This is a genomic window from Ruegeria sp. S263 (genome assembly GCF_056780525.1).
In genome coordinates this window covers 1988022-2013399 of sequence record NZ_CM165558.1, presented here as the reverse complement: position 1 = coordinate 2013399, position 25378 = coordinate 1988022, and the positions used below count along the sequence as shown (strand labels likewise).

Genomic DNA, 25378 nt, shown 5'->3' with positions numbered 1-25378 from the left:
ATGCATTGAAGAGTGACCATATACGATTTGCGCCTCTTGACGCGGGAAACAAGCTTTGATCATGGTTGCTGTCAAATCTGTCGCCGACGCAACGTCATTAGGCGCCGAATCAAGGACACCTCGCCATGCAAGAGCAACGCCAAGTTGTCACGGTGGAAGACACTGCGGCCAACCCTAAGAATTTCGTATTTGTCTTGCTGGACAAATTTTCGCTGCTGTCCTTTGCTTCGGCGCTGGACAGCCTGCGTATTGCCAATCGCATGGCCGACAAAGAGCTGTATTCGTGGACTTTTGCAGGCGAAGGCGGTGATACCGTCAAATGCTCGGCCGGGACCGAGTTCAAGCTGGACACCGATCTGAACGAATTGCAGCGCGACGACGTTGTGATCATATGCGGCGGTGTAGACGTTCAGGCGGCGACCACCAAGAAAGTTCTGAATTGGGTTCGGCGCGAGGCACGGCGTGGTCTGAAAATCGGCGGGCTTTGCACAGCGGCCTATACTCTGGCCAAGGCCGGACTTCTGGACGGCAAACGTGCGACGATCCACTGGGAAAACTCGGACAGCTTTATCGAGGAATTCGATGAGGTCGAGCTAACAAAGTCTGTTTTCCAAATTGATGGCAACCGGATGACAACTGCGGGCGGGACCTCATCCATCGACCTGATGCTGAAGATCATCGCTGATGATTACGGCGAAGATCTTGCCAACGCGGTCGCCGACCAGATGATCTATTCCTCGATCCGCACCGATCAGGACACGCAGCGCCTGTCCACCCCTACCCGCATCGGCGTGCGCCATCCCAAGTTGAGCCAGGTCATCCTGATGATGGAAAAAAACATCGAGGAACCGATCTCACCTTCGATCCTTGCCAAGGATGTGGGCATGTCCACGCGCCAGTTGGAACGCCTGTTCCGTCGCTACCTGAGCCGTTCTCCCAAGCGGTACTACATGGAGCTTAGGCTGCACAAAGCACGCAACCTGCTGATGCAGACAGATATGAGTGTCATTAACGTGGCGCTTGCCTGCGGCTTCGCCAGCCCCTCGCATTTCTCGAAATGCTACCGCGCGCACTATAATACGACACCATACCGGGAGCGCGGTGCACAAAGTGGTCGCCTTTCGGTTTAACCTCCGGGCGACATCCGAAAAACCGCGCCTTCTCCTACGGAAATAAACCAGATGGACCCGTCAGGCGCTTCGACAATGTCCCGGACGCGCTCGGTCTCGGCTCCTTTGATTTGCTCGACTTCCTTTAGGGGTGACCCCTCAAGCCGGGCGATGTAGTTGAACTTGAGCGACCCCACGAAGATGTCGCCCTTCCACTCGGGCCAGAGTTTTCCGGAATACACCATCAATCCCGAAGGTGCGATGGATGGGTCCCAGTAGAATTTCGGTTGCTGCATCCCGGACTTCGCGGTGCCTTCGCCGATTGACTTGCCTGAATAATGCTTACCGTAGGAAATAACCGGCCAACCGAAGTTCTGACCTGGCAGAACAAGATTCACCTCATCCCCGCCCCGCGCACCATGTTCCGACGTCCACAGTCGCCCTTGTGCATCAAGACCCGCGCCCTGCGGGTTTCTATGCCCATAAGACCAAATCTCGGGCCTTAAATCGGGTTGACCGACAAACGGGTTGTCAGACGGGACCGAACCATCCCGGTTTATCCGGATTACCGAGCCGATATGGTTCGACCTGTCCTGAGCTTGAGGCCGGTCACCGCGATCACCGATTGTGACAAACAAGGTTCCGTCATCGGCTTCTACGACCCGAGACCCAAAATGCCGACCACCAGATCCCCCCGGCATGGCTTCGAAGATCACCCTTAGATTTGTAAGGCGTTTTCCGTTCTCTGACAGGCGTGCGACCGCCACGGCAGTTCCTGCACCACCCTTCTGACTTTTTGAAAAAGTAAGAAAAATTTCACGACTTTGGGCAAAATCGCGTGCGATGGTCACGTCCAGCAACCCACCCTGCCCTTTGGCCACCACATCCGGTGCACCGCGCACCCGGCGCGCGTCCCCGTCAGTGACATATAATAGCTGTCCGTCACGCTCGGTCACCAGAAACGTGCCGTCTGGCAGTATCCCAACCGCCCACGGAGTATCCAGCCCATCGACAAGTGCGCTCACCTGCACCGGACCGGCTGATGTTCTTAGTTCATCGGCGTCGGCCACCATTGGACCGAACAACAGGAGTGAAACCGCGAACGCTCTGAGCATGGGGATCTCCACTTTAGGGGCACTGCGACAACCGCAACAAAACAAATAGGATTATGGGCCGCAAAAACACGTTTGCGTTAGGACTTTTCTTTTCCGAACAGCTTGCCTAGGGTCATGCCCAGAACGAATACGTTCACAATAGGGAGTAACCATATGAAAAAGCTGCTTACAGCAACTGCAGCAACCGCTCTGCTGTCCGGCACCGCAATGGCCGAAGATGTCACACTGGGCGTTCTGTTCGGCTTTACCGGTCCGATTAAATCGCTGGCGCCTGCCATGGGCTCGGGTGCGGAACTGGCAATGGCCGAAGTCACCGAATCCGGAAAACTGCTGGACGGTTCGTCTGTTTCGGCATCCCGGGCTGACACCGGCTGCATCGACAACGGTTTGGCCACCTCGAACGGCGAGCGCATGATTGCAGACGGTGTCGCTGGCATCATCGGCGGCGACTGCTCGGGCGTGACCGGAGCGATCCTGCAGAACGTCGCGATTCCGAACGGCATGGTCATGATCTCACCGTCGGCAACCTCGCCCGGCCTGTCGACCATGGAAGACAATGGCCTGTTCTTCCGCACCGCCCCGTCGGATGCGCGCGAAGGTCAGGTAATGGCCGACATCCTGAACGATCGCGGAATCAGCTCGATCGCTCTGACCTACACCAACAACGACTATGGTAAAGGTCTGGCGGACGCGATCCAGTCGTCGTTCGAGGCTTCGGGTGGCGAAGTCACTATCGTGGCCGCGCACGAAGACGGCAAGGCCGACTACTCGGCCGAAGTGGGCGCGCTGGCCTCGGCCGGTGGCGACATACTGGTGGTCGCGGGCTATCTGGATCAGGGCGGTCTGGGCATCATCCAGTCGGCGCTGGACAGCGGTGCGTTTGACACATTCGGTCTGCCCGGTGGCATGATCGGTGACTCGTTGCCCAATAACGTCGGCCCCGACCTGAACGGCTCGTTCGGTCAGATCGCCGGTTCGGGCGGTGAAGGTGCTGAAAAGTACTTTGCCATGGCCGAAGCTGCGGGTTTCGACGGCTCTTCGCCCTATTCGCCCGAAAGCTATGACGCCGCAGCGCTGTTCATGCTGGCAATGCAGGCCGCCGGGTCCACCAACCCTGCGGACTATGGCGCCAAGATTATGGACGTCGCCAACGCTCCGGGTGAAAAGATCTATCCCGGTGAACTGGCCAAGGGTCTGGAAATGCTGGCCGCAGGTCAGGACATCGACTATGTCGGCGCGTCGGGCGTTGAACTGATCGGCCCCGGTGAAAGCGCCGGTTCGTATCGTGAGATCGAAGTCACCGACGGCGAAAACAAGACCGTCAACTTCCGTTGATCGGACTTAAATAGTCATAAAAACAAGCAGCCCGGGCCTTGTGTCCGGGCTGTTTCAATGAAAAAAGGCCGCACCCCGGCAAACGGGGATGGGACAACAACGCCGAAAACGGCGGCTAGGGGAAAAGATGATCGTCGTCGAAGACGTGCACAAGCATTTCGGCGGGTTTCATGCGGTGGACGGGGCATCGCTGGAAATCCAAAAGGGCTCGATCACCGGTCTGATTGGGCCGAACGGGGCCGGAAAAACCACTCTGTTCAACGTGATCGCGGGCGTTCTGCCGCCGACCAGCGGCAAGGTTCATATGGACGGTGAGGACATCACCGGCCTGCCCCCGCATGAGCTGTTCCACAAAGGCCTGCTGCGCACGTTCCAGATCGCGCATGAGTTTTCCTCGATGTCGTGCCGTGAAAACCTGATGATGGTGCCCGGCGCGCAATCGGGTGAATCGCTTTGGAACACATGGTTTGGGCGCAAACGCATCGCTGACGAGGAACGCGCGCTGCGCGCCAAGGCCGATGAGGTGCTTGAGTTCCTGACCATCGAACATCTGGCCGATCACAAGGCCGGTCAGGTCTCGGGCGGGCAGAAAAAACTGCTGGAACTGGGTCGCACCATGATGGTCGACGCCAAGATCGTCTTTCTGGACGAGGTTGGTGCAGGCGTGAACCGTACCCTGCTGATGACCATCGCCGACACGATCCTGCGCCTGAACAAGGAACGCGGCTATACCTTCGTGGTTATTGAGCATGACATGGATTTCATCGGCAAAATCTGCGACCCGGTCATCTGTATGGCCGAGGGCAAGGTGCTGGCCGAAGGTACCTTGGATGAGATCAAAGCAAATGAGCACGTGATCGAAGCCTATCTAGGCACCGGCCTGAAGAACAAAGACAAGCTGGAGGCCGGGGCGTGAGCGACAATCCTTATCACGACGACAAGGGCAACAAGGACGCCTCGATTACCAATACGCATGGTGTCGGCACCATGACCCCCGCCCATCGCAAAAGCGGTGAAACGCATAAGGTCGAGGGCGGCCCCTTCCTGATCGGCGACACGATGACGGGCGGTTACGGCAAAGGGCCGGATATCCTGCACGACTGCACCATCGCCGTCGACAAAGGCGAGATTGCGGTGATCGTCGGCCCTAATGGCGCGGGCAAATCGACCGCGATGAAGGCTGTATTCGGCATGCTAGACGTCCGCGCCGGAGCCGTTCGACTGGATGGCGAAGACATCACCAAACTGTCGCCGCAGGACCGTGTGATCAAGGGCATGGGCTTTGTTCCGCAGACGTCGAACATCTTCACCTCAATGACGGTGGAGGAGAACCTCGAGATGGGCGCTTTCATCCGCCGCGACGATATTTCGGGAACGATGGAGCAGGTCTATGACCTTTTCCCCATCTTACGCGATAAACGCAATCAGGCAGCCGGAGAGCTATCGGGCGGCCAACGCCAACAGGTCGCCGTGGGCCGCGCGCTGATGACTCAGCCCAAGGTGCTGATGCTGGACGAACCCACCGCCGGGGTCTCGCCCATCGTGATGGATGAGCTGTTCGACCGGATCATCGAAGTTTCGCGCACCGGGCTGCCGATCCTGATGGTCGAACAGAACGCCCGTCAGGCGCTGGAGATCGCGGACAAGGGATATGTGCTGGTTCAGGGGCGGAACGCCTATACCGGCACGGGCAAGGAACTGCTGGCCGATCCCGAAGTGCGCAAGAGCTTCTTGGGGGGGTGAGGATGCGATTTTCATTCACGCTGCTAATTGCGTGGCTTCTCCAATCTTCCACCCTTTTTGCTGCCTTGGATCAAACAGGATATCGCGCAAACTGCACTATTTATTCCGCGTGTGAGGACGAAGTTTGTGTGGGCGTAACAGTGCCACTTTACTCTCTTACTCTGATCCGTGAAGGAGAAGCATACTTTCTGATAGGCAATGCAAGCGAGCGTCGAAAACTCGGGCTTTTCGAAGACCCGATCAATGCAACAAGTTACCTTAACGAGAACCCAAGACCTGATTTTTCGACCGTCGTGATACCAAACAATGAAATCGCCGATGGATTTGGCCTGAACTTTATCCCACTAGTTCGCAGTAGAGACCTTGTTGTCATGTCTAATCGGATCACGAAATTTACTTGTACCACTATTGGAGATGGGCTGTACTAATGGACTTCCTCAACGCCCTTGTGGCGCTCTCCAACTTCGTTCTTGTTCCCGCAATCGCCTATGGCAGCCAGTTGGCGCTGGGGGCGCTGGGGGTGACACTGATCTATGGCATCCTGCGGTTCTCGAATTTTGCTCATGGCGACACAATGGCCTTTGGCGCGATGATTGCTGTGTTGGTAACTTGGGGTCTGCAAGCGGCAGGCGTCAGTTTCGGACCGCTGCCGACCGCTCTGCTTGCCCTGCCCTTTGCCATACTGGGCTGTATCGTTCTGGTTCTGGTCACCGACCGACTGGTTTACAGGTTCTACCGCGAACAAAAGGCCAAGCCGGTCATTCTGGTAATCGTGTCGATGGGCGTGATGTTCATCATGAACGGGATCGTGCGATTCATCATCGGTCCTGATGATCAACGCTTCTCGGACGGCGCGCGGTTCATCGTCTCGGCTCGTGACTTCAAAGCGATGACCGGGCTACGTGAAGGGCTGGCGATCAAGACCTCTCAGGGCATTACCGTGGTTGTTGCGGTTGTCGCCGTGGTGCTGTTGTTCTGGTTCTTGAACAAGACACGCACCGGCAAGTCGATGCGCGCCTATTCCGATAACGAGGATTTGGCGCTGCTGTCCGGCATCAACCCAGAACGCGTGGTGATGATCACATGGATCATTGTCGCGGCGCTGGCGACTACGGCGGGTGTGCTCTATGGTCTCGACAAAAGCTTCAAACCCTTCGTCTATTTCCAGCTTCTGCTGCCGATCTTCGCCTCGGCCATTGTCGGCGGTCTTGGCAACCCGATTGGTGCCATCGCGGGCGGGTTCATCATCGCGTTTTCCGAAGTCACCATCACCTATGCGTGGAAAAAGGTGCTGACCTATCTAGCACCCGAAGGTCTAGAGCCCTCGGGCCTCGTCCAGTTCCTATCCACCGATTACAAATTCGCCGTCAGTTTCGTGATCCTGCTGATCGTGCTTCTGTTTAAGCCCACGGGCCTGTTCAAGGGGAAAGCGGTATGACCGAGTCCGTCAAAAACACGCTGCTTTTCATTGCGGTCGGCTCTCTGATCCTGCTGACAGGATTCACGCAAAGCTGGAACTCGGCCATTTTGATCCTGAACATGGGGCTGATCTCGGCGATCATGGCGATCGGGGTGAACCTGCAATGGGGCTTTGCGGGCCTGTTCAATGTAGGCGTCATGGGATTTGTCGCGCTGGGCGGATTGGCTGTGGTACTGATCTCAACCCCGCCCACGCCGGGCGCTTGGTCGGCCGGGGGGTACGGTATTCTGCTAGCCCTGCTTTTGGGTGCCGCGACAGTGGTCGCAGCCGTGCTTGTCGCCACGCGAATGCCAAAGGGACGGATGCAAACCCTGTCTATCATCGGTATTCTCATCGCCGGGTTCTTTATCTATCGCGCGGTGTTCGATCCCAGCATCGCCGCGGTCGAGGCGATTGATCCCGCAGTCGCAGGCAATATCGGCGGTTTGAACCTGCCGGTTCTGTTGGCATGGCCTGCGGGCGGCTTGCTGGCAGCGGGCGCGGCCTGGTTGATCGGGAAAACTGCGCTGGGCCTGCGGTCAGACTATCTGGCGATTGCGACGCTGGGTATCGCCGAGATCATCATCGCCGTCATGAAGAACGAAGACTGGCTGGCTCGTGGCGTCAAGAATGTCTACGGCATCCCGCGCCCCGCCCCAGTGGTGGGTTATGAGGTCGAGTTGCAGGCCGATCCCGGCTTTATCGCCCGCGCCGAATGGCTGGGGCTTGATCCCGTCACGGCCTCGACCCTTTCGGTCAAGCTGGGCTATTCGTTGCTGTTCACAATCGTCCTGCTGGCGCTGCTATGGATGGCGCAAATGGCGCTAAAAAGCCCATGGGGTCGGATGATGCGCGCCATTCGCGACAACGAAGTCGCGGCCGAAGCAATGGGCAAGGACGTCACCCGCCGCCACTTGCAAATCTTCGTTTTGGGGTCGGCGATCTGCGGCATTGCTGGCGCGATGATGACCACGCTTGACGGCCAGTTGACGCCCGGCACCTACAATCCGCTGCGGTTTACATTCCTTGTTTGGGTCATGGTAATTGTCGGCGGGTCCGGCAACAATTTCGGCGCAGTTCTGGGGGCTTTCCTGATCTGGTTCCTGTGGGTCCAGGTCGAGCCGATTGGCTTGTGGATGATGAACCTGATTACGGCAGGAATGCCGGACGGCAGCGCGCTTAAGGCACACCTGATTGAAAGTGCCGCTCATATGCGGCTGTTCACTATGGGTCTGATCCTTCTCATCGTGCTCAGGTTCAGCCCACGAGGATTGATACCCGAAAAATAGACTGACCCAAGGTTAAGTTTCAAACCGCGCCAAGTGTTTGGCGCGGTTTGTTGATTTCAGCGTATCGCTTGTTTACACGATAGGTGACCGCAGTGCTTCAGGCCGGTGTTCCTCTCACCCTGGATAACGCGGACGGCCTGATGAGTATGAAAAGAGTTCACATGAAAACCTTGATCACCAAAACAGTTCTTTTTCTACCGCTTGTCGCAGGTTTGTCGGGATGTATTCCGTCACCCGAAGACGTCGAAAGCGCACCGGTGAAAGTTCAAACCCCCAAGGGCGAAGTCACCTGCCAGCTTTATCGCCTGGACCGGGTAATCTGGGATCGCGCCACTGACTTCCCGGCTGACAAGATGTCGGTGCCAGAGGCGGACGCCTACTGTAAGCAGGAAGGCCAGCGCCGCCTGAAGTGATCCGGCTGGCTGCGCGCTGAACCAAATTGGTCCGGCGCGCAGCCCCTAATTGTTTTTAAACAATCCACCAAGGATACCGCGAACAATGCGGCGTCCGGTGGTGCCTTTCAGCTCTTTGATGACCGCCTCGCTCATCGCCGACGTAAACGTATCCCTTTTGCGGGTTACGCGGGACGAGGACCGCCCCACCCTGCTGCCGGAATAGCGTCGCGCTGTCGAAAATTCACGTTCGGCCACGGATTGAGTTTCTTCGTGTTCTTCGGCCTCAGCAGCGGCTGCGGCGGCGGCCGAAGCACGGGATTTCAAAATCTCGAAGGCGGACTCTCGGTCTTGCAGCGCATCATATTTTGCTTTCATCGGGGACGTATCCATCACGGCCTGACGCTCGGCCGCAGTCACCGGGCCAAGCTGCGAGCCCGGCGGTCTGATCAAAGTACGTTCGACAATACCGGGCACGCCCTTTTTCTGAAGCATCGAAGTAACGGCTTCGCCAACCCCGACTTCACGGATTGCGGCCTCGGTATCAAAATCCGGGTTCTCGCGATATGTCTCGGCTGCAAGGCGCAGGTTCTTTCTGTCCCGCGCCGTAAAAGCGCGCAGTGCATGCTGAATACGGTTTCCGAGCTGACCCAGAATATCTTCTGGGATATCTGCGGGGTTCTGAGAAATGAAATAAACACCAACCCCCTTCGAACGGATCAGGCGCGCAACCTGTTCGACCTTGTCCACCAAAACTTTTGGGGCGTCTTCAAAAAGCAGGTGCGCCTCATCAAAGAAAAACACCAGCTTTGGCTTATCCGGATCGCCGACTTCGGGCAGTTCTTCGAACAATTCACTAAGCAGCCACAAAAGGAACGTCGCATAAAGACGCGGCGCACCCATCAGCTTGTCCGAGACAAGGATATTCACGACGCCCTGCCCGTTTTCGTCAACGCGCATCAAATCCGCAAGTTCCAAAGCAGGCTCGCCGAACAGGTTAGTGCCACCTTGGTTTTCAAGAACCAAGAGGCGTCGCTGAATGGCCCCTATCGAAGCCGTCGAGACATTGCCAAAGCGTAAGGACAACTGGGTTCGATTTTCACCGATCCACACCAGCAGCGATTGCAAATCCTTAAGGTCCAGCAGCGGCAACCCTTCTTCGTCCGCCACACGAAAGGCGATGTTCAAAATACCTTCCTGTGCCTCGCTCAGATCCATTAGACGAGACAGAAGAAGCGGTCCCATCTCAGTTACGGTTGTACGGACGGGGTGCCCTTGTTTGCCAAACAGATCCCAAAAGGCGACAGGGCACGCCGCATAAGAATAATCTGTGAAGCCAATTCTTTCGGCGCGTTCGTGAAAAGACTTGTGCAGTTTATGCGCTTCACTACCCGCCTTGGCCAACCCGGACAGATCACCCTTAACATCGGACAAAAACACCGGAACACCTGCCTGCGAAAATCCCTCGGCAAGAATTTGCAATGTCACCGTTTTTCCGGTTCCAGTCGCACCAGCGATCAATCCATGCCGATTGGCATATTTCAACGTCAATGATTGAGGCTGGCCATACTCGTCACCCGCGCCACCCAAAAAAATACCATTTTCCATATGATTATGGTCCCAATATCCACCGATCTGACGGCAGCATACAAATTTAATATTTAACTGCGATAGTCTATTCGTTGTCTCCGCAGTGAGAGGTGCGAGGCAACGATCTTCCTCCCTGTCGACTGGCCGCGCTTTCGGGCGCGGCTTTTTTTTAAGATTGCGGCCTATGTCATTAAATTTTCAGGTTTGCAGTTGACCGATGCGCTCCCCTCTCGTAACGTCTGCGCATAACTAAGTCGGCCAGTCCGACGGGGAGAAAATTCAGTTGAAGGGAGCCGCTCCACCGGCTCCCTTCTTCGTTGGAAAAAGCCCCGAAAATCGCGGCAAACCGGCAAGATTCCGATCACTTCCCTGCATTTTGAAAGCTTAGTGCCTGACACCCTGCCACAAGGATGTTAGACCGGGCAAAAAGCTTAACCAATCTGCCGAGGCGTTCATGTTCAAGAAACTTCTCTCACTAAACATTGTTGGCGCCGTGCTTCTATCAGGCGCGGTTGCTGCTCAGGAAACTCAATCCGGTGAATCCCAACCGGCGCAGGCAGACAGCGGTCTTGATCTGGGTCAGCCCGGGCCGCGCGTCGGCGAACAGTTCATCAAGGAAAAGTCAGGCGACTGGGAGGTTTCCTGCATCAAGGCCGAAGAGGGCAATGACCCCTGCGCCTTGGTCCAGATCCTGAACGGTCAGCAGGGTGAACCTATTGCCGAAGTCACCATTGGTAAATTGCCCGCTGGTGGAGCTGCCGCTGCATGGGCCAGTGTGATCGTTCCCCTTGAAACCCTGCTTCAGGCGCAGCTTGCCCTGTCAATCGACGGAGCACCGCGCAAACTCTACAATTACCACCACTGTGTTCCTGTCGGCTGCGTTGCCCAACTTGGGTTGAGCCAAGGCGATGTCGACGCAATGAAAGCAGGCAGCAAAGCGGTTCTGTCGCTGGTTCCGGCCCGTTTTCCGGATCAGGTTCTGTCAATGGACATGTCGCTTGCGGGATTCACGTCGGGGTTTGACAGCCTGACGGCACAGCAAAACTAAGAACGGCAGACAAAGGCGGCTGAAGAAATAGTCGCCTTTCTTTTCCGCCCGACGTGCTTAGACACGTTTCAGCGCCAAAACCGCATTCAGGCCGCCAAAGGCAAACGCATTGCTCAGCGCCACATCCACTTTGGCATCACGCGCGTCATTTGGCACCACGTCCAAGGCGCACTCGGGATCAGGTTCTTCATAGCCTATGGTTGGCGCGATCAACCCGTCGCGCAAAGCCATTATGCAGGCCAGCAACTCAACAGCTCCGGTTCCTCCAATCAAGTGACCGTGCATCGACTTGGTGGACGAGATCATCAACTCGTCCGCATGCGGCCCAAAGACATCAGCAACGGCAGCACATTCGGTTTTGTCGTTGGCTGCCGTCCCCGTGCCGTGCGCATTGATATAACCAACCTGATCTGCGTTCAGACCCGCATCGGACAACGCACCAGACATGGCCCGCGCCGCGCCCTGCTTGCTGGGCATTACGATATCCGATGCATCGGATGACATAGCGAAGCCGACGACCTCGCACAATATGTCCGCACCACGGGCGCGCGCGTGTTCATATTCCTCGAACACAAAAACTCCAGCGCCTTCACCCTGAACCATTCCATTCCGGTTCGCGCTGAACGGGCGGCAGGCGTCCTTGGACATGACGCGCAGTCCCTCCCACGCTTTGACGCCGCCAAAGCAGAGCATGGATTCCGAACCACCGGTCAGCATCGTTGGCGCAGCGCCGCTGCGCACCATCTGAAATGCTAGCGCCATAGCGTGGTTCGAGGACGCACAGGCCGTCGAAACAGTAAAGCTTGGCCCCTTGAGGTTATGTTCCATCGACACATGGCTGGCAGCAGCATTATTCATCAATTTGGGCACGACGAACGGGTGAACCCGGTTCTTTCCATCCTCATAGACAGAGCGATAATTGTCGTCCCACGTCGAAACGCCCCCTCCGGCCGTGCCCAGCACAACACCGGACCGCGCGGCCAGATCACCGTGAAACTCGATACCGGATTGTTCGATTGCTTCCTTAGCAGCCGTCAGCGTGAACTGCGTGAACCGATCGTACAGGGTCATTTGCTGTCGGTTAAACCGGCCCTCGGCCTCGAACCCCCGGACCTGACCACCGATTTTGATGGCCAACCTCTCAACGTCGCGGAACTCCAGTTCGGAAATCCCACAGCGGCCCTCACGCATTGCTTCAAGTGTGGCGGGAACGGAGTGGCCCAGCGAATTGATCGTCCCGGCCCCGGTAATGACAACGCGTTTCATGATCTTGTGTCAGACCTTTTCCGACACAAGTTTTTCGATGCCGGAAATGATCGCTGCCACGTTCGAGATGTCGAAATCACTTGCCGTGGGTTCGTTGGCATTGAATGGAACGGTGATATCGAACTCTTCCTCGATGGCGAAAATGCTTTCCACCAGACCAAGGCTGTCGATTCCAAGATCCTCGAGCGTACTTTCGGGCGTCACATCCGAAGGTTCCAACACGGCCTGTTCGGCGATGATGGCGATGACGCGTTCGGTGATGCTCATGTCGAACCTCTGATTGTCCCGTTGAGGGTGATTTAATCGTTCGGAGCCTGTTTGAAAACAGCCTTTTTGAGCGCCTCTACGTCACGCGCCATGCGTGGAAGGCGGCGCTGGGCTTTGTACATGTCCGTATGCGTTTCCATCTTTACGCCCGGATACCCCATAATCACACGCCCGGCCGGCACATTGGAAAGGATTTTCGTACCCCCACCTGCGATCACACCGTCGCCGATAAAAATGTTATCGGCCACACCGGTTTGACCGCCAAGAACCACGTTATTGCCGATCTCGACCGAACCTGAGACGCCTGTTTGTCCGCACAGTAGGCAATCTTTACCAACACGCGTGTTGTGGCCGACATGCACTAGATTATCCAATTTTGAGCCATCACCGATATACGTGTTTCGGATTGTGCCGTTATCGACCGTGCAATTTGCGCCGACTTCGACATCGTCCCCGATTTCAACCGCGCCAAGCGAGTGGATACGCAACCAACTTTGCGCCCGCGCATCGCCCTGGTCACCCAACGTTTTACGCACGTTTTCTACGCCTGACACCTCGGGCGTAACAAAGCTAAACCCGTCGCCACCAATCCGGGCACCCGGTTGCGCAATGAAACGATGGCCGATTTGGGCTCGGGCGCCGATGCTGACCATCTCGCGCAGCAACGCGTTCTCACCCAAGACGGCATCCATTCCGATCACACAATGCGCGCCAATCACGGCCCCTTTGCCGATCTTTGCGCGCGCGCCAATCACCGCCAATGGACCAATCGAAACGCCGTCGGCCAAGTCTGCCGTTGGGTCAACCACCGCCGAGGGGTGAATGCCAGGCGCAACACCCTGCCCCGGATCAAGCATCGAAGTGATCCCGGCCATGGCCATTCTGGGACGAGCAACAAAAATAGCAGCCTTCAGGCCCAATGCCCGCCAATCGGCCCCTGCCCACAGAACCGCCGCCTGCGCGTTCCCCGCACCAAGAGCGTCGGCATATTTTGGCGACATGGCCATTGCCAAATCCAAAGGCCCCGCATCACCGGGTTCTGCTGCGCGCTCAATGGCAAGATCACCTTCGCCCTGGTATTCAGCACCCAGGGCTTCGGCGATTTGTAGAATTGTGTACTGCATGTCGGGCTTCCCGGAACTAGGACTTAACCCGGTGATTACCCCTGAACGTCCGGCAGGGCTACCCCTGCTTTCTGGAGCGCCTCCCAGATTTTCCGGTCGCGGTCGTAGACATCACGCCGATACTGCACCTCACCCTTCGGGCCGATATAGGCCGTTCGATAGATCAGATGAACCGGCACGTGTTGCTCCAACGGCACCGTGGTCTCTTTTCCGGTGGCAAGAATGCGATGGAAGAACGCCTTGGGGTCTTCTTCCTGTTTGGCCAGAAGCGCATAGGCAAACTCGAACGGTTGAGCCAGACGAATACACCCGTGCGAGAACGCCCGAACCTCACGCGCGAACAGAGATTTCTGAGGCGTATCATGCAGATAGATATTGTATTGATTTGGGAACATGAACTTTACCAGCCCCAAAGCGTTACTTTGGCTCGGCGGCTGTCGCATGGCAAACGGAAAGTTGCGAGCGTTGAATTGGGTAAAGTCCACGGCCCCCCGGTTCACTTGCCGACCACTGCGGTCGGTGATGTGAATATGCCCAACAGCATTAGGGTTGGACTGCAGCTTTGGCAGGTATTCCTTGGTGATAATCGAACGTGGCACGTACCAACTGGGGTTGATAACCATATGCTCCATTTCGTCCGAAAATTCAGGGCTGCGCCGATCATGAGTGTTCTTACCGATCACCGTCCGGGTTTCGAATGAGACCAAGCCATCATCAACAATCTTGGCAGAAAAATCCGCCTGATTGACAAGGATATGCCGCGCGCCCCGCTCTTTCGGCAACCAGCGTTCACGCTCGAGCGCCACATATACGGACTTCAGGCGGTCAGATGCCGTCCGGTTCAACTCTGAGATTGTTCCTTGACCGGCCACCCCATCCGCAGCAAGGCCATGATCGGATTGAAACCTCTTTACAGCATCCAGCAACGCATCGTCGAATTCAGGGCTTGCCGTGGACTTCAAATACCCCATGGAAATCAGACGATTGCGCAGTTTAATTACATTCGGCCCCGTGTCACCGTATTCCAGCTTATCCGAGGGAACGCCCGCCCCCCAGCCGCCTTGTCGAATAAGGTTTTCAAGCGCGATCTTCTGCTTCATCAGCGCGCGGTACTGTGCGTTTTGCGGGGTAAGCAGATCAAAATACGCGGCATCGTGATCCACCAAGCCCTGCAGATGCTGGGCGGCTGTCCGGCGTTCGACCTTGCGCACCAGCCCGTCGTCAATCTGGGATGGGCGTAAGGCGCCCGAGTACATGTCATTGGCGTAGGCGACGAAAGCACGGCTCAGCGACATTTCGACCGCACCTAGATCGCGCTGGGTTTGCGCGTCCTGCATCTGAGCCAGCAAACCCTGCACGTCGTAAGCGCCCTGTGGCAAACCGTGCATGTCAACGCTGGACAGTGCGCGGATCAAACCTGACCTGCGTGCCTGATGTGCGGCCGAATTGCCAACCCAAACCGGAGAAAACCCGTTAGAGCGGTAAAAATCGGACATTCCAGAGCCTGAGGGCAGAAATTCGGCAACGGACATCTGAAACGCGGTCGCGGGTTTGGAATCGGTGTTCGCCATCGCCGCAGACGCCGCAATGCAGGCTGCGAATATGAAACCAGATGGCGCACGTAAAAATGCTCGCATGGGATGACCCTGATTATTCAATAACTTGGACGCTTTTTAAGTTCACGCCGAACAAATATGATTGCGGGTCAGACCGCTTGTCCATTCACAAATGCATCACTTCAAATCTTCTTTTTGGCCGTGATGCGCGTTTGCATCGTCAAGGGACCAGCATAACCCATCTGCTTAAAGACTATACCGAAATGCATCATCTGCGCAAAAAACTGCCGAAAATTCCCCCTTGAATAGATGAGTATGAAAGACTTCTTGGCGGTCTTTCGCGTCTGTGCCATAAATTCGGCATCTGGGATGGGAAAAAATTAAGAACGCGCGCGTAACATCGTGTGCAGGCAGGAACAGTACGGGACGAAACTATAATGACTACGAGCAGTACTTCGGGCTTGACCCGGCGTGCCCTATTGGGCGCATTCGCAGCTACGGCAGTTGTCGCGGCACCGACTTATTCCAATGCAGCAGGATTTCTCCGCGGCGGTGGCGACATTCGCCGTATTCGCATGTATTCGGGTCGCACCGGTGAACGGATCGACATGATCTACTGGGTCGACGGCAAATACATCAAGGATGCCGTCAAGGAAGTGAACCACTTCATGCGTGATTGGCGCACCGATCAGGTCAAACCTATGGATCTGCGCACCATCGACATCATGGCTGCCTCTCACAATCTCCTGAATGTTGACGAGCCTTATATGCTGCTGTCGGGCTATCGCTCGCCGCAGACAAACGCGATGTTGCGGTCACGGTCGCGTCGCGTTGCCAAGAACTCATTGCACATGAAAGGTCAGGCTGCTGACCTGCGCCTATCGTCCCGTTCAGTCTCGCAAATGGCCAAGGCCGCAATGTCCTGCCGGGCCGGTGGTGTTGGCAAATATTCCCGCTCGAATTTCGTCCACATGGATTGCGGTGAAATCCGAAGCTGGGGCGGCTAATAACAACCCACCCCCCAAAACACAGAGCGCCCACGGGCGCTTTTTGTTTTTCTGGAAGGTCTGACGACGGGCGCAATACCGACAAATGCAGAATTGCGACGTCAGGATAGATAAACTGATCGGATGATCATGGCGCACCTGAGAGGATTCGAACCTCTGGCCTCTGCCTTCGGAGGGCTGTTCTTTTGTGTTTTTTATCAATGCCTTACGTGTATTACCTTGGTTTTTTGACGGAATTTTGACGAGTTTTTGCGGCAATTTCCTCCTTGGGGAACTGAAAACAAATAACTTAACAGATCTGTAGACACCCTAAATTGCTGTAGTTTAAGGATAATGGTGTACGAATTCAGCCCTCAACACGCCGACTGATCAGAAATTTTAGAATAGAGCACTGCCCTATAAGCTGCCTTGAAAAGCAAAACTTGAGTCAAACTTTACGCTCTGTCCAAGTGAACCCCGGGCCATAACTAATTGTAGTTGGACAAATGATTGAATTTGAAAATTTGACTGATTGGCACCCAGCAGATAATGACCACTGCTTTCTATGTGGCGTGAATCTTCACAGCGAGAATAGAACTGCCGAGCATGTCTTCCCCACTTGGCTTCAGTCCCGCTTGAATCTTTGGGACAAGAAACTGACGCTCGTAAACCAAACACTGCTACCCTATCGACAATTGAAAATCCCTGCATGTTGAAGCTGCAACGGCACTCATCTTTCAAGGCTTGAAAGCGATTTTCAGAATATTGCATTGGACCCAAGTCGAGAACTGAATGATATCCCAGAGTGGCTTGTCTATTTGTGGTGTGCGAAGGTCTTTTTCGGCATTCTTTACAAAGAAAAAGAACTACTTCGTAAAAGAAGTGATCCCAGCGCTGGCACGATTTGGCCTCGCTCAATCCTTGACGGATTCGACCTATTGCACTTCTCGCTGCAGAAGGTCCGGCATCGCTTGGAGTTTCTGGGTGAGCAATCTGAAACTCCAGGAACAGTGTACTCGTTTAACACCAAATACAACGAACAGGAGAACTTTGACCTCATAACAAGCGTTAACGGCGCCGGCCTGGCGGTCCGTATTCAAAACAGAGGGTTTGTCGTTGTATTCGACGGGGGAATGCAAGAGATGCACAAAGATACTTCCCCTCAAATTCATTCGGAGCTTGTGCTACACCCCGTTCAATTCATAGATCTAGCCGGTCACATTCTCTATAAAGAGAAGCGCAGATGTGCGTCATTCGGATATCTGCTCTCGCAGTTTGATGGGGACCCACCAATATTTGGAATGACCCAGACTGGAATACGCTCTGAGAACGAAATGGTGTATTTGCCAGACGGTTCACTCAAGGTGTATGAAGACTTCGACCCTGTCATCTTCGGGAAGTACCTCTCCATGTTGTGGCGTCATTGGGGTATACCCGATGGAGCACCTGAAGGGCATTACATCTCGTATATAGGCGAAGGAAAATTTACCAATATCCCATTGGACTAAAAGGGGAGATTCATAAATGCGGGTATGGCGCTCGCGACAGGATTCGAACCTGTGACCTTCGCCTTCGGAGGGCGACACTCTATCCAGCTGAGCTACGCGAGCATGAGGGCGTTAGTACCATGTTGTCGTTCAATGACAAGTCGTTTCTGCGCCTCGACATCACATAGAATTTGAGTGCAGCCCCGCCGCTGCAGTAGGGGATAGGAGATCGTCAAAAGACACACTTATCAATTATGAAGTTTGGAAAGCTCACTGTGCACAACTTTATAATAGGTGTCTGCTCGAACACCCTAGGATGTCCCGCAAACTCAGGTTTTCTGAAAAGCGGTGCGTATCTTTTTGACGAAATTTTGCGGAATGTTCTGCATCGGGTGTCTCTCACGTGCAGTTGTATGCAACTCTGGGTGTCTCCCGTAAGATACAAAAAAGGCAACTTCAGCCGCCTTTTTTTATTTTCTTACAATGTGTTACGGGTTGCGCGCCTAGTAGGACCTGATTTTGTGACCTCAATCTTCGGAGGGCAGCGCTCTATCCAGCTGAGCTACAGGTGCGTTGGTCGTTAGCTAACCTTGATCCGATCCGGGTGCAACTGCAAATCGCCCCATAGCGCCGGCATCTACGCAAACAAATCATGCGCCAGTTCAAGCGCGTCGACCAGCGTATCGACCTCATCCGTCGTGTTGTAAAGACCAAAGCTCGCGCGGCAAGTTGCGGTAACACCAAAGAAATCCATCAGTGGCCCCGCGCAATGATGACCGGCGCGGACCGCGACGCCCTTCTTGTCCAGAATGGTGGACACATCATGCGCATGTCCGGCCCCATCAAGCGTGAAGCTAAAGATCGCGGCCTTGTCCGGACGCATGCCTTGAACCTGAAGCCAATTGAGACCAGCAAGTTTCTCAAACGCATAATCGCGCAGCCCCGCCTCATGCGCGGCAATGTTCTCCATACCTAGATCCATCATGTAATCCAGCGCGACACCTAGCCCGATGGTCTGAACTATGCCGGGGGTACCGGCCTCGAACTTCATGGGAGGGTCGTTATAGATCACCTGATCTTTGCTGACTTCTTTGATCATGTCGCCACCGCCGATAAAGGGGCGCATCTCGGCCATGCGCTCGGATTTGATGTAGATCGCACCCGAACCGGACGGACCATACAGCTTATGCCCCGTGATCGCATAGAAGTCGCAGCCGATTTCCTGCACGTTCACCGGCATGTGTACGGCGCCCTGACTTCCGTCCACCAGCACTGGAACGCCCTTGGCGTGTGCGCCTTCGGTAATTGCCTTTACGTCGACAACTGTGCCAAGAACATTCGAACACTGTGTTACGGCAACCAGCTTGGTCTTGGGGCCGATCGCGTCAATAACCGCTTTCGGGTCCAGCCCGCCGTCCGGATCAATGTCGACCCATTTCAGGACAACGCCCTGCCGCTCGCGCAGGAAGTGCCAGGGAACGATGTTGGCATGGTGCTCCATGACGCTCAGGACGATTTCATCACCGGCCTCGAGACGCGGCATCGCCCAGCCATAGGCTACAAGGTTAATTCCCTCAGTCGTGCCAGAATTCAAAACGACTTCGTTTTCATCTTGGGCGCCAAGGAACCGCGCGATGGTGCCACGAACGGATTCGTATTTCTCGGTCGCGAGGTTCGACAGATAATGCAAACCGCGATGAACATTTGAATATTCTTCGGCATACGCCCGCGTCACCGCATCAATCACGACCTGAGGTTTCTGCGCCGAAGCGCCATTGTCCAGATAGGTTAGCGGCTTTCCATTCACCTCTCGGGACAGGATCGGGAAGTCAGAGCGGATTTTCTGCACATCATACATGGTATTTTCTTTCCTACACCGGACCACTGGGTGTCAGCACAAGGACAAATGGCAATGCAACCAAAGCCGACAACACAATGACCCCAAAGGATTTGAGGAGTGAGCCGAACTTATGCGCTTCGTTCAGGAAATGCAGTGTGACGTAAAGGCTTAGTATCGCCGTCGCCAGCATCAACATGACCATAAAGAAGGGCACGACCAGTGACACCAGCAGAGTCACAGTAAGCGCGACAATTTGAAGAAACTGCAACCAAACGGACAGAATCATGATGTCTTCAAATGAGGCGGTACCACCCATGAACTTTCCAATGAACAGGAAGGCCGCGATACTCAGCAGCATGGCACCCGCCGATCGCACAAGGTTCAAAAGCACCGGTTCAGGTTCCAACACGCCCTGTCCCTGCGGAACTACGATAAGTTGGTCGATTCCAACCTGAACGAGTCCATTCAGAACAACCGCCAGGAAAAAGGCCAACCATAAAACCTCGCGCCCCGGACGCAGTGACAGCAAGCGGCGGGCGGCTTCGGCTGGATTGGTTACGGTGAGAACCGCAAGATGGCTGAGAGAGGCACTATTCATTCTGAGAACCCCTGCGCTTGCCGCAAACCGGACATCCAAAACCACAGAAATACCGCGACCCAGATCAGGCCGACCGCTGAAAGCGTTGGCCCCGGCCCAATAAATCCCGCAACCAGCCCATTTAGCAGAACCAGCGGCGTCGATGACAATAGAGCCCAGAACAGCGCGACCCGCGCGCCATAGGCCGAACCTTTGCCGCCAATCAAACGCGCTGCGCCGTACGATATGAACGCCAGCAAATAAAAGAAGAGAGGCAGGATAATCACCGTACCCAAAAGCGCACCGCCCATGAGCATGTTCAACTCAAGCCCTTCAAGATGCGCGCGTCGGGACAGGCTGGGTAGTTGCGCAATGAAGGCCACGACACAAAACGCCATGACAAAGACCAAAGCGCGATCTTCACGTTGCCCCAATTCGAGAAGCCGGCGCACGACACGGCCCGGCCCTCGATATGTGGCCACAATATCGGACGTAACCGGCATCAGCTATGTCGCGACAACCAGCCTTCCAGCTGGCTCACGATCGCTTCAGCCAAGGCTTCATCCTCGATCTCGTCCACGGCCTCGGCCAGAAACGCCAACGTCAGCATGTTGGTCGCGTCTTTGGTCGGAACTCCGCGCGAGCGCAGGTAGAAAAGAGCCGTTTCGTCGATCGCGCCCGAAGTCGAGCCATGCGAGCATGCAACGTCGTCGGCATAGATCTCAAGCTCGGGTTTGGCGAGAAACTGGCTGTCATCGTCCAACAGCAACGATTGGCTGATCTGATACCCGTCAGTTTTCTGCGCGCCCTCTTTCACAAGGATCTTGCCCTGGAAAACGCCGGTAGCGCCGTTGCGCAAAACCTTCTTGAACACCTGACGGCTTTCGCAGTTCACCGCGTCATGGGTGACAAAAACCGTATCATCGTGGTGAAAATCACCGTCGCCAACACAAGCACCCGCCACATGCGCCACGGCGTCATCGCCGGTCAGTTCGATGACTTGCTCGTTGCGGGTCAGCACTCCGTTCACGGTCAGTGTAAAGGACTTGTAGACCGACTCCTTACCCAAACGGGTGAACATATGGGTGGCGGCCCGACGCTCATGGTCCCGGCCTTGTGCGCGTACATGGTGCAGAACGCCTTCATCGGCGATGTCGATTTCCATGCATTTGTTGAAACGCGACGCGGCTGGCCCATTCTCAAGAATGGTCACTTCTGCTCCGGATTCCACGCGAATGATATGATGCAACATCGCATCCGAGGTTTCCGACGCGTGCCGATAAATAAAGCTGATCGGCTTCGAGGGCTTCCCAGTCACATGAATCGCTATACCGTCTGCGGCAAATGCCGTATTCAACGCAGCAAGCGGACGCTGCACCGGAGTCTGCCCACGTGCTTCCAGAACGCCATACAGTTCTTTTGCCCAGTGGATGTCTTTGCAGCAGATGTCTTCGATCCGATCAATCGTGATGCCTTCCAGCTCAAGATCATCCGACTCTTCGGGACTGAAAACACCGTCCACGAACACGATTTTCAAGCGGTCAAACTCGCTGAACAGCATCGCCTCATCAGGGTGGAACAAGGCAGCAGTGGGCGCCTCGGCCGAGACCAGCGTATCGGGGCGTGTATACTTCCAATACTCATCACGCCGCCCCGGCAGACCCATTTCAAGAACCCGCGCCAGCGCATCTTCGCGCGCGGCGCGCGTGCAACCAGCGTCGGGCATAACCAGATTGGCCAGGCGCGCCTCGGTTGCGGTTTGTTTCACTTCGGGCAGCGCCATCAGTTCACCTCGGCCAGAATGTCAGCGTAACCGTTGTTTTCAACCTCAAGCGCCAGATCAGGACCGCCGGTCTTGACGATCTTACCATCTGCCATGATGTGCACGACATCCGGTTTGATATGATCCAACAGACGCTGATAGTGCGTGATTACCAGGAACCCACGACCTTCGTCGCGCAGCGCGTTCACGCCTTCTGCGACCAGTTTCATCGCGTCGACATCAAGACCCGAATCCGTTTCATCCAGGATGCACATCTTGGGCTCAAGCATCGCCATTTGCAGGATCTCGTTACGCTTTTTCTCACCGCCCGAGAAGCCGACATTGACGGGGCGTTTCAGCATGTCCGCGTCGATCTTCAAGGATTTCGCCTTGGCGCGAACCTCTTTCAGGAAATCAGCGGCCGACAGTTCGTCTTCGCCGCGTGCTTTGCGTTGTGCATTCACAGCGGTGCGCAGGAAGGTCATGTTGCCAACGCCCGGAATTTCGACCGGGTATTGGAAGGCCAAGAAAACACCGGCGGCGGCGCGTTCCTCGGGCTCCATCTCCAGCAGGTCCTCACCATCCAACGTGGCTGACCCATTGGTGACTTCGTATCCGTCCCTACCCGACAGCACATAGCTGAGTGTCGATTTACCTGAGCCATTCGGCCCCATGATCGCATGCACTTTTCCCGCCTCGACGGTAAGGTCGACACCTTTGAGGATTTGCTTTTCCTCTTCCTCGAGTTTCACGTGCAGGTTTTTGATTTCCAGCATTTTTTGACCCTTTAGCATATCGCAAGGGACCACCCGGCCCCGATAAATTCAGATTTCAAGAGAGAGTTCAGGGTTACCCGACAGAACCTTCAAGGCTGATCGCAACCAATTGCTGCGCTTCCATGGCAAACTCCATCGGCAGCGCCTGCAGGACGTCCTTGCAGAACCCATTGACAACCAGCGCCACGGCCTCTTCCTCGTCCATGCCGCGTTGACGGCAATAGAAAAGCTGATCGTCATCCACCTTGGATGTCGTTGCCTCATGCTCAACCCGGCTCGAGTTGTTCTTAACCTCGATATACGGCACCGTATGCGCCCCGCATTTGTCGCCAATCAGCAGGCTGTCACACTGGGTATAGTTCCGGCTGTTCTTGGCCTTGGGATGCATCGAGACCAGCCCACGGTAGGTGTTTTGCGCCTTACCCGCACTGATGCCTTTGGACACGATCCGCGACTTGGTGTTCTTGCCAAGGTGAACCATCTTGGTGCCGGTATCGGCCTGCTGGTAGTTGTTCGTGATCGCGATCGAATAGAACTCACCCTGGCTTTCCTCACCACGCAGGATGCAGGACGGGTATTTCCACGTCACAGCCGAACCGGTTTCAACCTGCGTCCACATCACCTTGGAGCGATCCCCCCGGCAATCGGCGCGTTTGGTCACGAAGTTATAGATACCGCCCTTGCCGTTCTCATCCCCGGGGAACCAGTTCTGAACGGTCGAGTATTTCACCTCGGCGTCTTCCTCGATGATGATCTCAACCACAGCGGCGTGCAGTTGCGCGGTATCGCGCTGCGGCGCGGTGCAGCCTTCCAAATAGGACACATACGATCCCTTGTCGGCGATGATCAGCGTCCGCTCAAACTGACCGGTGTTTTCCGCGTTAATGCGGAAATAGGTGCTCAGCTCCATCGGGCAGCGCACACCCGGCGGGATGTAGACGAACGAGCCATCCGAGAACACGGCCGAATTCAGCGTGGCGTAGAAGTTGTCCGAGACCGGAACCACTGACCCAAGGTATTTCTTGACCAGTTCGGGGTGCTCGCGGATCGCCTCGGAAATCGAACAAAAGATCACACCGGCTTTCTTCAATTCGGCCTGAAATGTTGTTCCGACGGACACCGAATCAAACACCGCGTCCACGGCAACCTTGCGACCTTCGGCGGGCGCATCCTCGGCCCCCTCGACGCCAGCCAGAATCATCTGTTCTTTCAGCGGAATACCCAGCTTTTCATAAGTGGCCAACAGCTTGGGATCGACCTCGTCCAGCGACTTGGGCTTTTCTTCCATCGACTTGGGCCGGGCATAGTAATACTGGTCCTGAAAGTCGATCTTGGGATAGTTGACCATCGCCCAGTTCGGCTCTTCGATCTGTGTCCAGCGCTCGAACGCAGCCAGACGCCACTCGGTCATCCACTCGGGCTCTTCGTTCTTTTCCGAGATCAGACGGACGATATCGGGGTTCACGCCCTTGGGCGCATACTCCATCTCGATATCAGTGTCCCAACCGTATTTATAGGTTCCGACCTCGCGTACCGCGTCCACGGTTTCCTGATCGACACCCTCTTTTACCTGGGTATGGTCCAAAGCGGCCATAAGTCACCCTCCGTCAGATCACGCGGCCCGCGCGCGATGTTTCTTTTCTTTTGCCAGCCACGTTTCCGCGAAACGCAGCACATCTTCTTCCGTTGTCTGATGTCCAAGCGACACGCGCACTGCGCTGGATGCCACCTCCTCATCAAAACCCATTGCGGTCAAAACCGCGCTTGCCCGGACCTTGCCGCTGGAGCAGGCCGAGCCAGCACTGACCGCAAACCCTGATAAATCCATCTGCATGACCTGCGTCTCGCCTTTCCAGCCGGGAGTGGCAAAACACAGCGTGTTCGGCAGGCGATCCTGACCATTCCCGATAAAAATAGTAGTTTTAGAACCAGCCTCAAGAGCCATTTCTAGAATATTTCTAAATTCTTCAACCTGCGCCCAAACCCCATTGGCCAGATCGCGCGCAGCCGCCTCAGCCGCCGCTCCGAAACCCGCGATTCCAATGACATTTTCGGTGCCGGACCGACGCCCCATTTCCTGTCCGCCGCCCTTTATTCGGGCGGCCAGATCAGTTCCACGCTTCATTACGACTGCGCCAACCCCTTTTGGCCCACCCAGTTTGTGCGCCGAGATCAACGCCATTTGTACGTCCAGCCAGCTGAACGCCACGGGCAATTTTCCAAACGCCTGCGTCGCATCCGTTACTGCCAGACCCGCAGGCAAAGACTGGATGATCCCCGTCTCGGAATTAGCAAGCTGCAAGGTGGCGTTTTGCGGCTCTGGTACATTGACCAGTCCGTTTTCGGAAACTGTAAGGTCTTCCTGTATCCAGGCCCTGACCGCATCATGCTCAATCCCGGCTCCATGCAAGCCGCGGCCCTCCAACGCCAGCGCCGCACCTTCGGTCGACCCAGAGGTAAAAACGATATCGGCACCATCCGCCCCAAACGCCGCAGCAACCTGGGCGCGCGCCCGCTCAATCAGCGCCTTGGCCGCACGCCCTTCCGCATGGACCGACGACGGATTGCCACACAAATCCATTGCCGCCAGCATAGCATCCCGTGCTTCGGGCCGCAGAGGAGCTGTCGCGTTATGATCCAGATTAACGCGATTCATG

At 55.7% G+C, this 25378-nt stretch carries 23 protein-coding genes and 1 tRNA gene; 10 read left to right on the top strand and 14 right to left on the bottom strand.

The window, feature by feature from the left end; all coding sequences use genetic code 11:
- The first annotated feature begins 125 nt into the window (after positions 1–125).
- Positions 126–1130, top strand: coding sequence for a GlxA family transcriptional regulator (locus ACT2B1_RS10025; RefSeq protein ID WP_171121447.1), 1005 nt, complete (start codon positions 126–128; stop codon positions 1128–1130).
- Here the strand turns inward: ACT2B1_RS10025 and ACT2B1_RS10020 are convergent.
- Complete coding sequence (locus ACT2B1_RS10020; protein WP_481667674.1) at positions 1127–2224, bottom strand: PQQ-dependent sugar dehydrogenase; 1098 nt, start codon at positions 2222–2224, stop codon at positions 1127–1129. The genes ACT2B1_RS10025 and ACT2B1_RS10020 overlap by 4 nt on opposite strands.
- A 153-nt stretch (positions 2225–2377) precedes the next feature.
- On the opposite strand from ACT2B1_RS10020, the gene ACT2B1_RS10015 reads away from it, so the two are divergent.
- From ACT2B1_RS10015 to ACT2B1_RS09990, 6 genes are all read left to right on the top strand, one after another.
- Positions 2378–3559 (top strand): ABC transporter substrate-binding protein, encoded by a 1182-nt coding sequence (locus ACT2B1_RS10015; protein WP_481667673.1) that lies wholly within the window; start codon positions 2378–2380, stop codon positions 3557–3559.
- A gap of 127 nt (positions 3560–3686) precedes the next feature.
- On the top strand, positions 3687–4475 hold the full coding sequence (locus ACT2B1_RS10010) for an ABC transporter ATP-binding protein (protein ID WP_171121450.1): 789 nt from the start codon (positions 3687–3689) through the stop codon (positions 4473–4475).
- Positions 4472–5302, top strand: coding sequence for an ABC transporter ATP-binding protein (locus ACT2B1_RS10005; RefSeq protein WP_170769848.1), 831 nt, complete (start codon positions 4472–4474; stop codon positions 5300–5302). Before ACT2B1_RS10010 ends, ACT2B1_RS10005 begins: the two co-directional genes overlap by 4 nt.
- Positions 5303–5729: 427 nt before the next feature.
- The gene (locus ACT2B1_RS10000) at positions 5730–6740 is read left to right on the top strand and encodes a branched-chain amino acid ABC transporter permease (protein ID WP_171211476.1); all 1011 of its coding nucleotides are present in this window, start codon (positions 5730–5732) and stop codon (positions 6738–6740) included.
- The gene (locus tag ACT2B1_RS09995) at positions 6737–8050 is read left to right on the top strand and encodes a branched-chain amino acid ABC transporter permease (RefSeq protein ID WP_171121453.1); all 1314 of its coding nucleotides are present in this window, start codon (positions 6737–6739) and stop codon (positions 8048–8050) included. The genes ACT2B1_RS10000 and ACT2B1_RS09995 overlap by 4 nt, the downstream gene beginning before the upstream one ends.
- A 140-nt stretch (positions 8051–8190) precedes the next feature.
- On the top strand, positions 8191–8463 hold the full coding sequence (locus tag ACT2B1_RS09990; protein ID WP_254428763.1) for a hypothetical protein: 273 nt from the start codon (positions 8191–8193) through the stop codon (positions 8461–8463).
- A 45-nt stretch (positions 8464–8508) separates the two neighbouring features.
- Here the strand turns inward: ACT2B1_RS09990 and ACT2B1_RS09985 are convergent, their stop codons facing one another.
- Positions 8509–10050, bottom strand: coding sequence for a helicase HerA-like domain-containing protein (locus tag ACT2B1_RS09985; RefSeq protein ID WP_171240799.1), 1542 nt, complete (start codon positions 10048–10050; stop codon positions 8509–8511).
- 436 nt (positions 10051–10486) lie between these two features.
- Between ACT2B1_RS09985 and ACT2B1_RS09980 the strand changes: the two genes are divergently transcribed.
- The gene (locus ACT2B1_RS09980) at positions 10487–11080 is read left to right on the top strand and encodes an invasion associated locus B family protein (RefSeq protein ID WP_171240798.1); all 594 of its coding nucleotides are present in this window, start codon (positions 10487–10489) and stop codon (positions 11078–11080) included.
- A 57-nt stretch (positions 11081–11137) separates the two neighbouring features.
- Here the strand turns inward: ACT2B1_RS09980 and ACT2B1_RS09975 are convergent, their stop codons facing one another.
- From ACT2B1_RS09975 to ACT2B1_RS09960, 4 genes are read right to left on the bottom strand one after another with little or no spacing between them, the layout of a single operon-like run.
- Complete coding sequence (locus ACT2B1_RS09975; protein WP_171240797.1) at positions 11138–12346, bottom strand: beta-ketoacyl-[acyl-carrier-protein] synthase family protein; 1209 nt, start codon at positions 12344–12346, stop codon at positions 11138–11140.
- A 9-nt stretch (positions 12347–12355) separates the two neighbouring features.
- A complete protein-coding gene (locus ACT2B1_RS09970) occupies positions 12356–12613 on the bottom strand; it encodes an acyl carrier protein (protein WP_171121457.1) in 258 nt (85 codons plus the stop codon).
- 32 nt (positions 12614–12645) lie between these two features.
- On the bottom strand, positions 12646–13737 hold the full coding sequence (gene lpxD / locus ACT2B1_RS09965) for a UDP-3-O-(3-hydroxymyristoyl)glucosamine N-acyltransferase (protein WP_481667672.1): 1092 nt from the start codon (positions 13735–13737) through the stop codon (positions 12646–12648).
- 35 nt (positions 13738–13772) lie between these two features.
- Positions 13773–15374, bottom strand: a complete 1602-nt coding sequence (locus ACT2B1_RS09960) for a L,D-transpeptidase family protein (RefSeq protein WP_171121459.1) — start codon at positions 15372–15374, stop codon at positions 13773–13775.
- A gap of 356 nt (positions 15375–15730) precedes the next feature.
- Between ACT2B1_RS09960 and mepK the strand changes: the two genes are divergently transcribed.
- Both mepK and ACT2B1_RS09950 read left to right on the top strand, forming a co-directional pair.
- A complete protein-coding gene (gene mepK / locus ACT2B1_RS09955) occupies positions 15731–16300 on the top strand; it encodes a peptidoglycan L,D-endopeptidase MepK (RefSeq protein WP_171121460.1) in 570 nt (189 codons plus the stop codon).
- 749 nt (positions 16301–17049) lie between these two features.
- The gene (locus tag ACT2B1_RS09950) at positions 17050–17787 is read left to right on the top strand and encodes a hypothetical protein (RefSeq protein ID WP_481667671.1); all 738 of its coding nucleotides are present in this window, start codon (positions 17050–17052) and stop codon (positions 17785–17787) included.
- Positions 17788–17812: 25 nt separating this feature from the next.
- Here the strand turns inward: ACT2B1_RS09950 and ACT2B1_RS09945 are convergent.
- The 8 genes from ACT2B1_RS09945 to ACT2B1_RS09910 form a co-directional block, all read right to left on the bottom strand.
- Positions 17813–17889: transfer RNA gene (locus tag ACT2B1_RS09945), tRNA-Arg, on the bottom strand.
- A gap of 514 nt (positions 17890–18403) precedes the next feature.
- The gene (locus tag ACT2B1_RS09940) at positions 18404–19624 is read right to left on the bottom strand and encodes a cysteine desulfurase (RefSeq protein ID WP_481667670.1); all 1221 of its coding nucleotides are present in this window, start codon (positions 19622–19624) and stop codon (positions 18404–18406) included.
- Between the two features lie 13 nt (positions 19625–19637).
- Positions 19638–20204: a Yip1 family protein gene (locus tag ACT2B1_RS09935; RefSeq protein WP_171125001.1), complete on the bottom strand. Its 567-nt coding sequence runs from the start codon at positions 20202–20204 to the stop codon at positions 19638–19640.
- Complete coding sequence (locus ACT2B1_RS09930) at positions 20201–20686, bottom strand: YIP1 family protein (RefSeq protein WP_171124999.1); 486 nt, start codon at positions 20684–20686, stop codon at positions 20201–20203. Before ACT2B1_RS09930 ends, ACT2B1_RS09935 begins: the two co-directional genes overlap by 4 nt.
- Positions 20686–21966, bottom strand: coding sequence for a SufB/SufD family protein (locus ACT2B1_RS09925; RefSeq protein ID WP_171240795.1), 1281 nt, complete (start codon positions 21964–21966; stop codon positions 20686–20688). Before ACT2B1_RS09925 ends, ACT2B1_RS09930 begins: the two co-directional genes overlap by 1 nt.
- Positions 21966–22721 (bottom strand): Fe-S cluster assembly ATPase SufC, encoded by a 756-nt coding sequence (gene sufC / locus ACT2B1_RS09920; protein WP_171121467.1) that lies wholly within the window; start codon positions 22719–22721, stop codon positions 21966–21968. The genes ACT2B1_RS09925 and sufC overlap by 1 nt, the downstream gene beginning before the upstream one ends.
- Before the next feature lie 73 nt (positions 22722–22794).
- Positions 22795–24315, bottom strand: a complete 1521-nt coding sequence (sufB, locus tag ACT2B1_RS09915; protein ID WP_171121468.1) for a Fe-S cluster assembly protein SufB — start codon at positions 24313–24315, stop codon at positions 22795–22797.
- A gap of 18 nt (positions 24316–24333) precedes the next feature.
- Positions 24334–25377, bottom strand: coding sequence for a cysteine desulfurase family protein (locus tag ACT2B1_RS09910; RefSeq protein WP_481667669.1), 1044 nt, complete (start codon positions 25375–25377; stop codon positions 24334–24336).
- Position 25378: the final 1 nt, after the last annotated feature.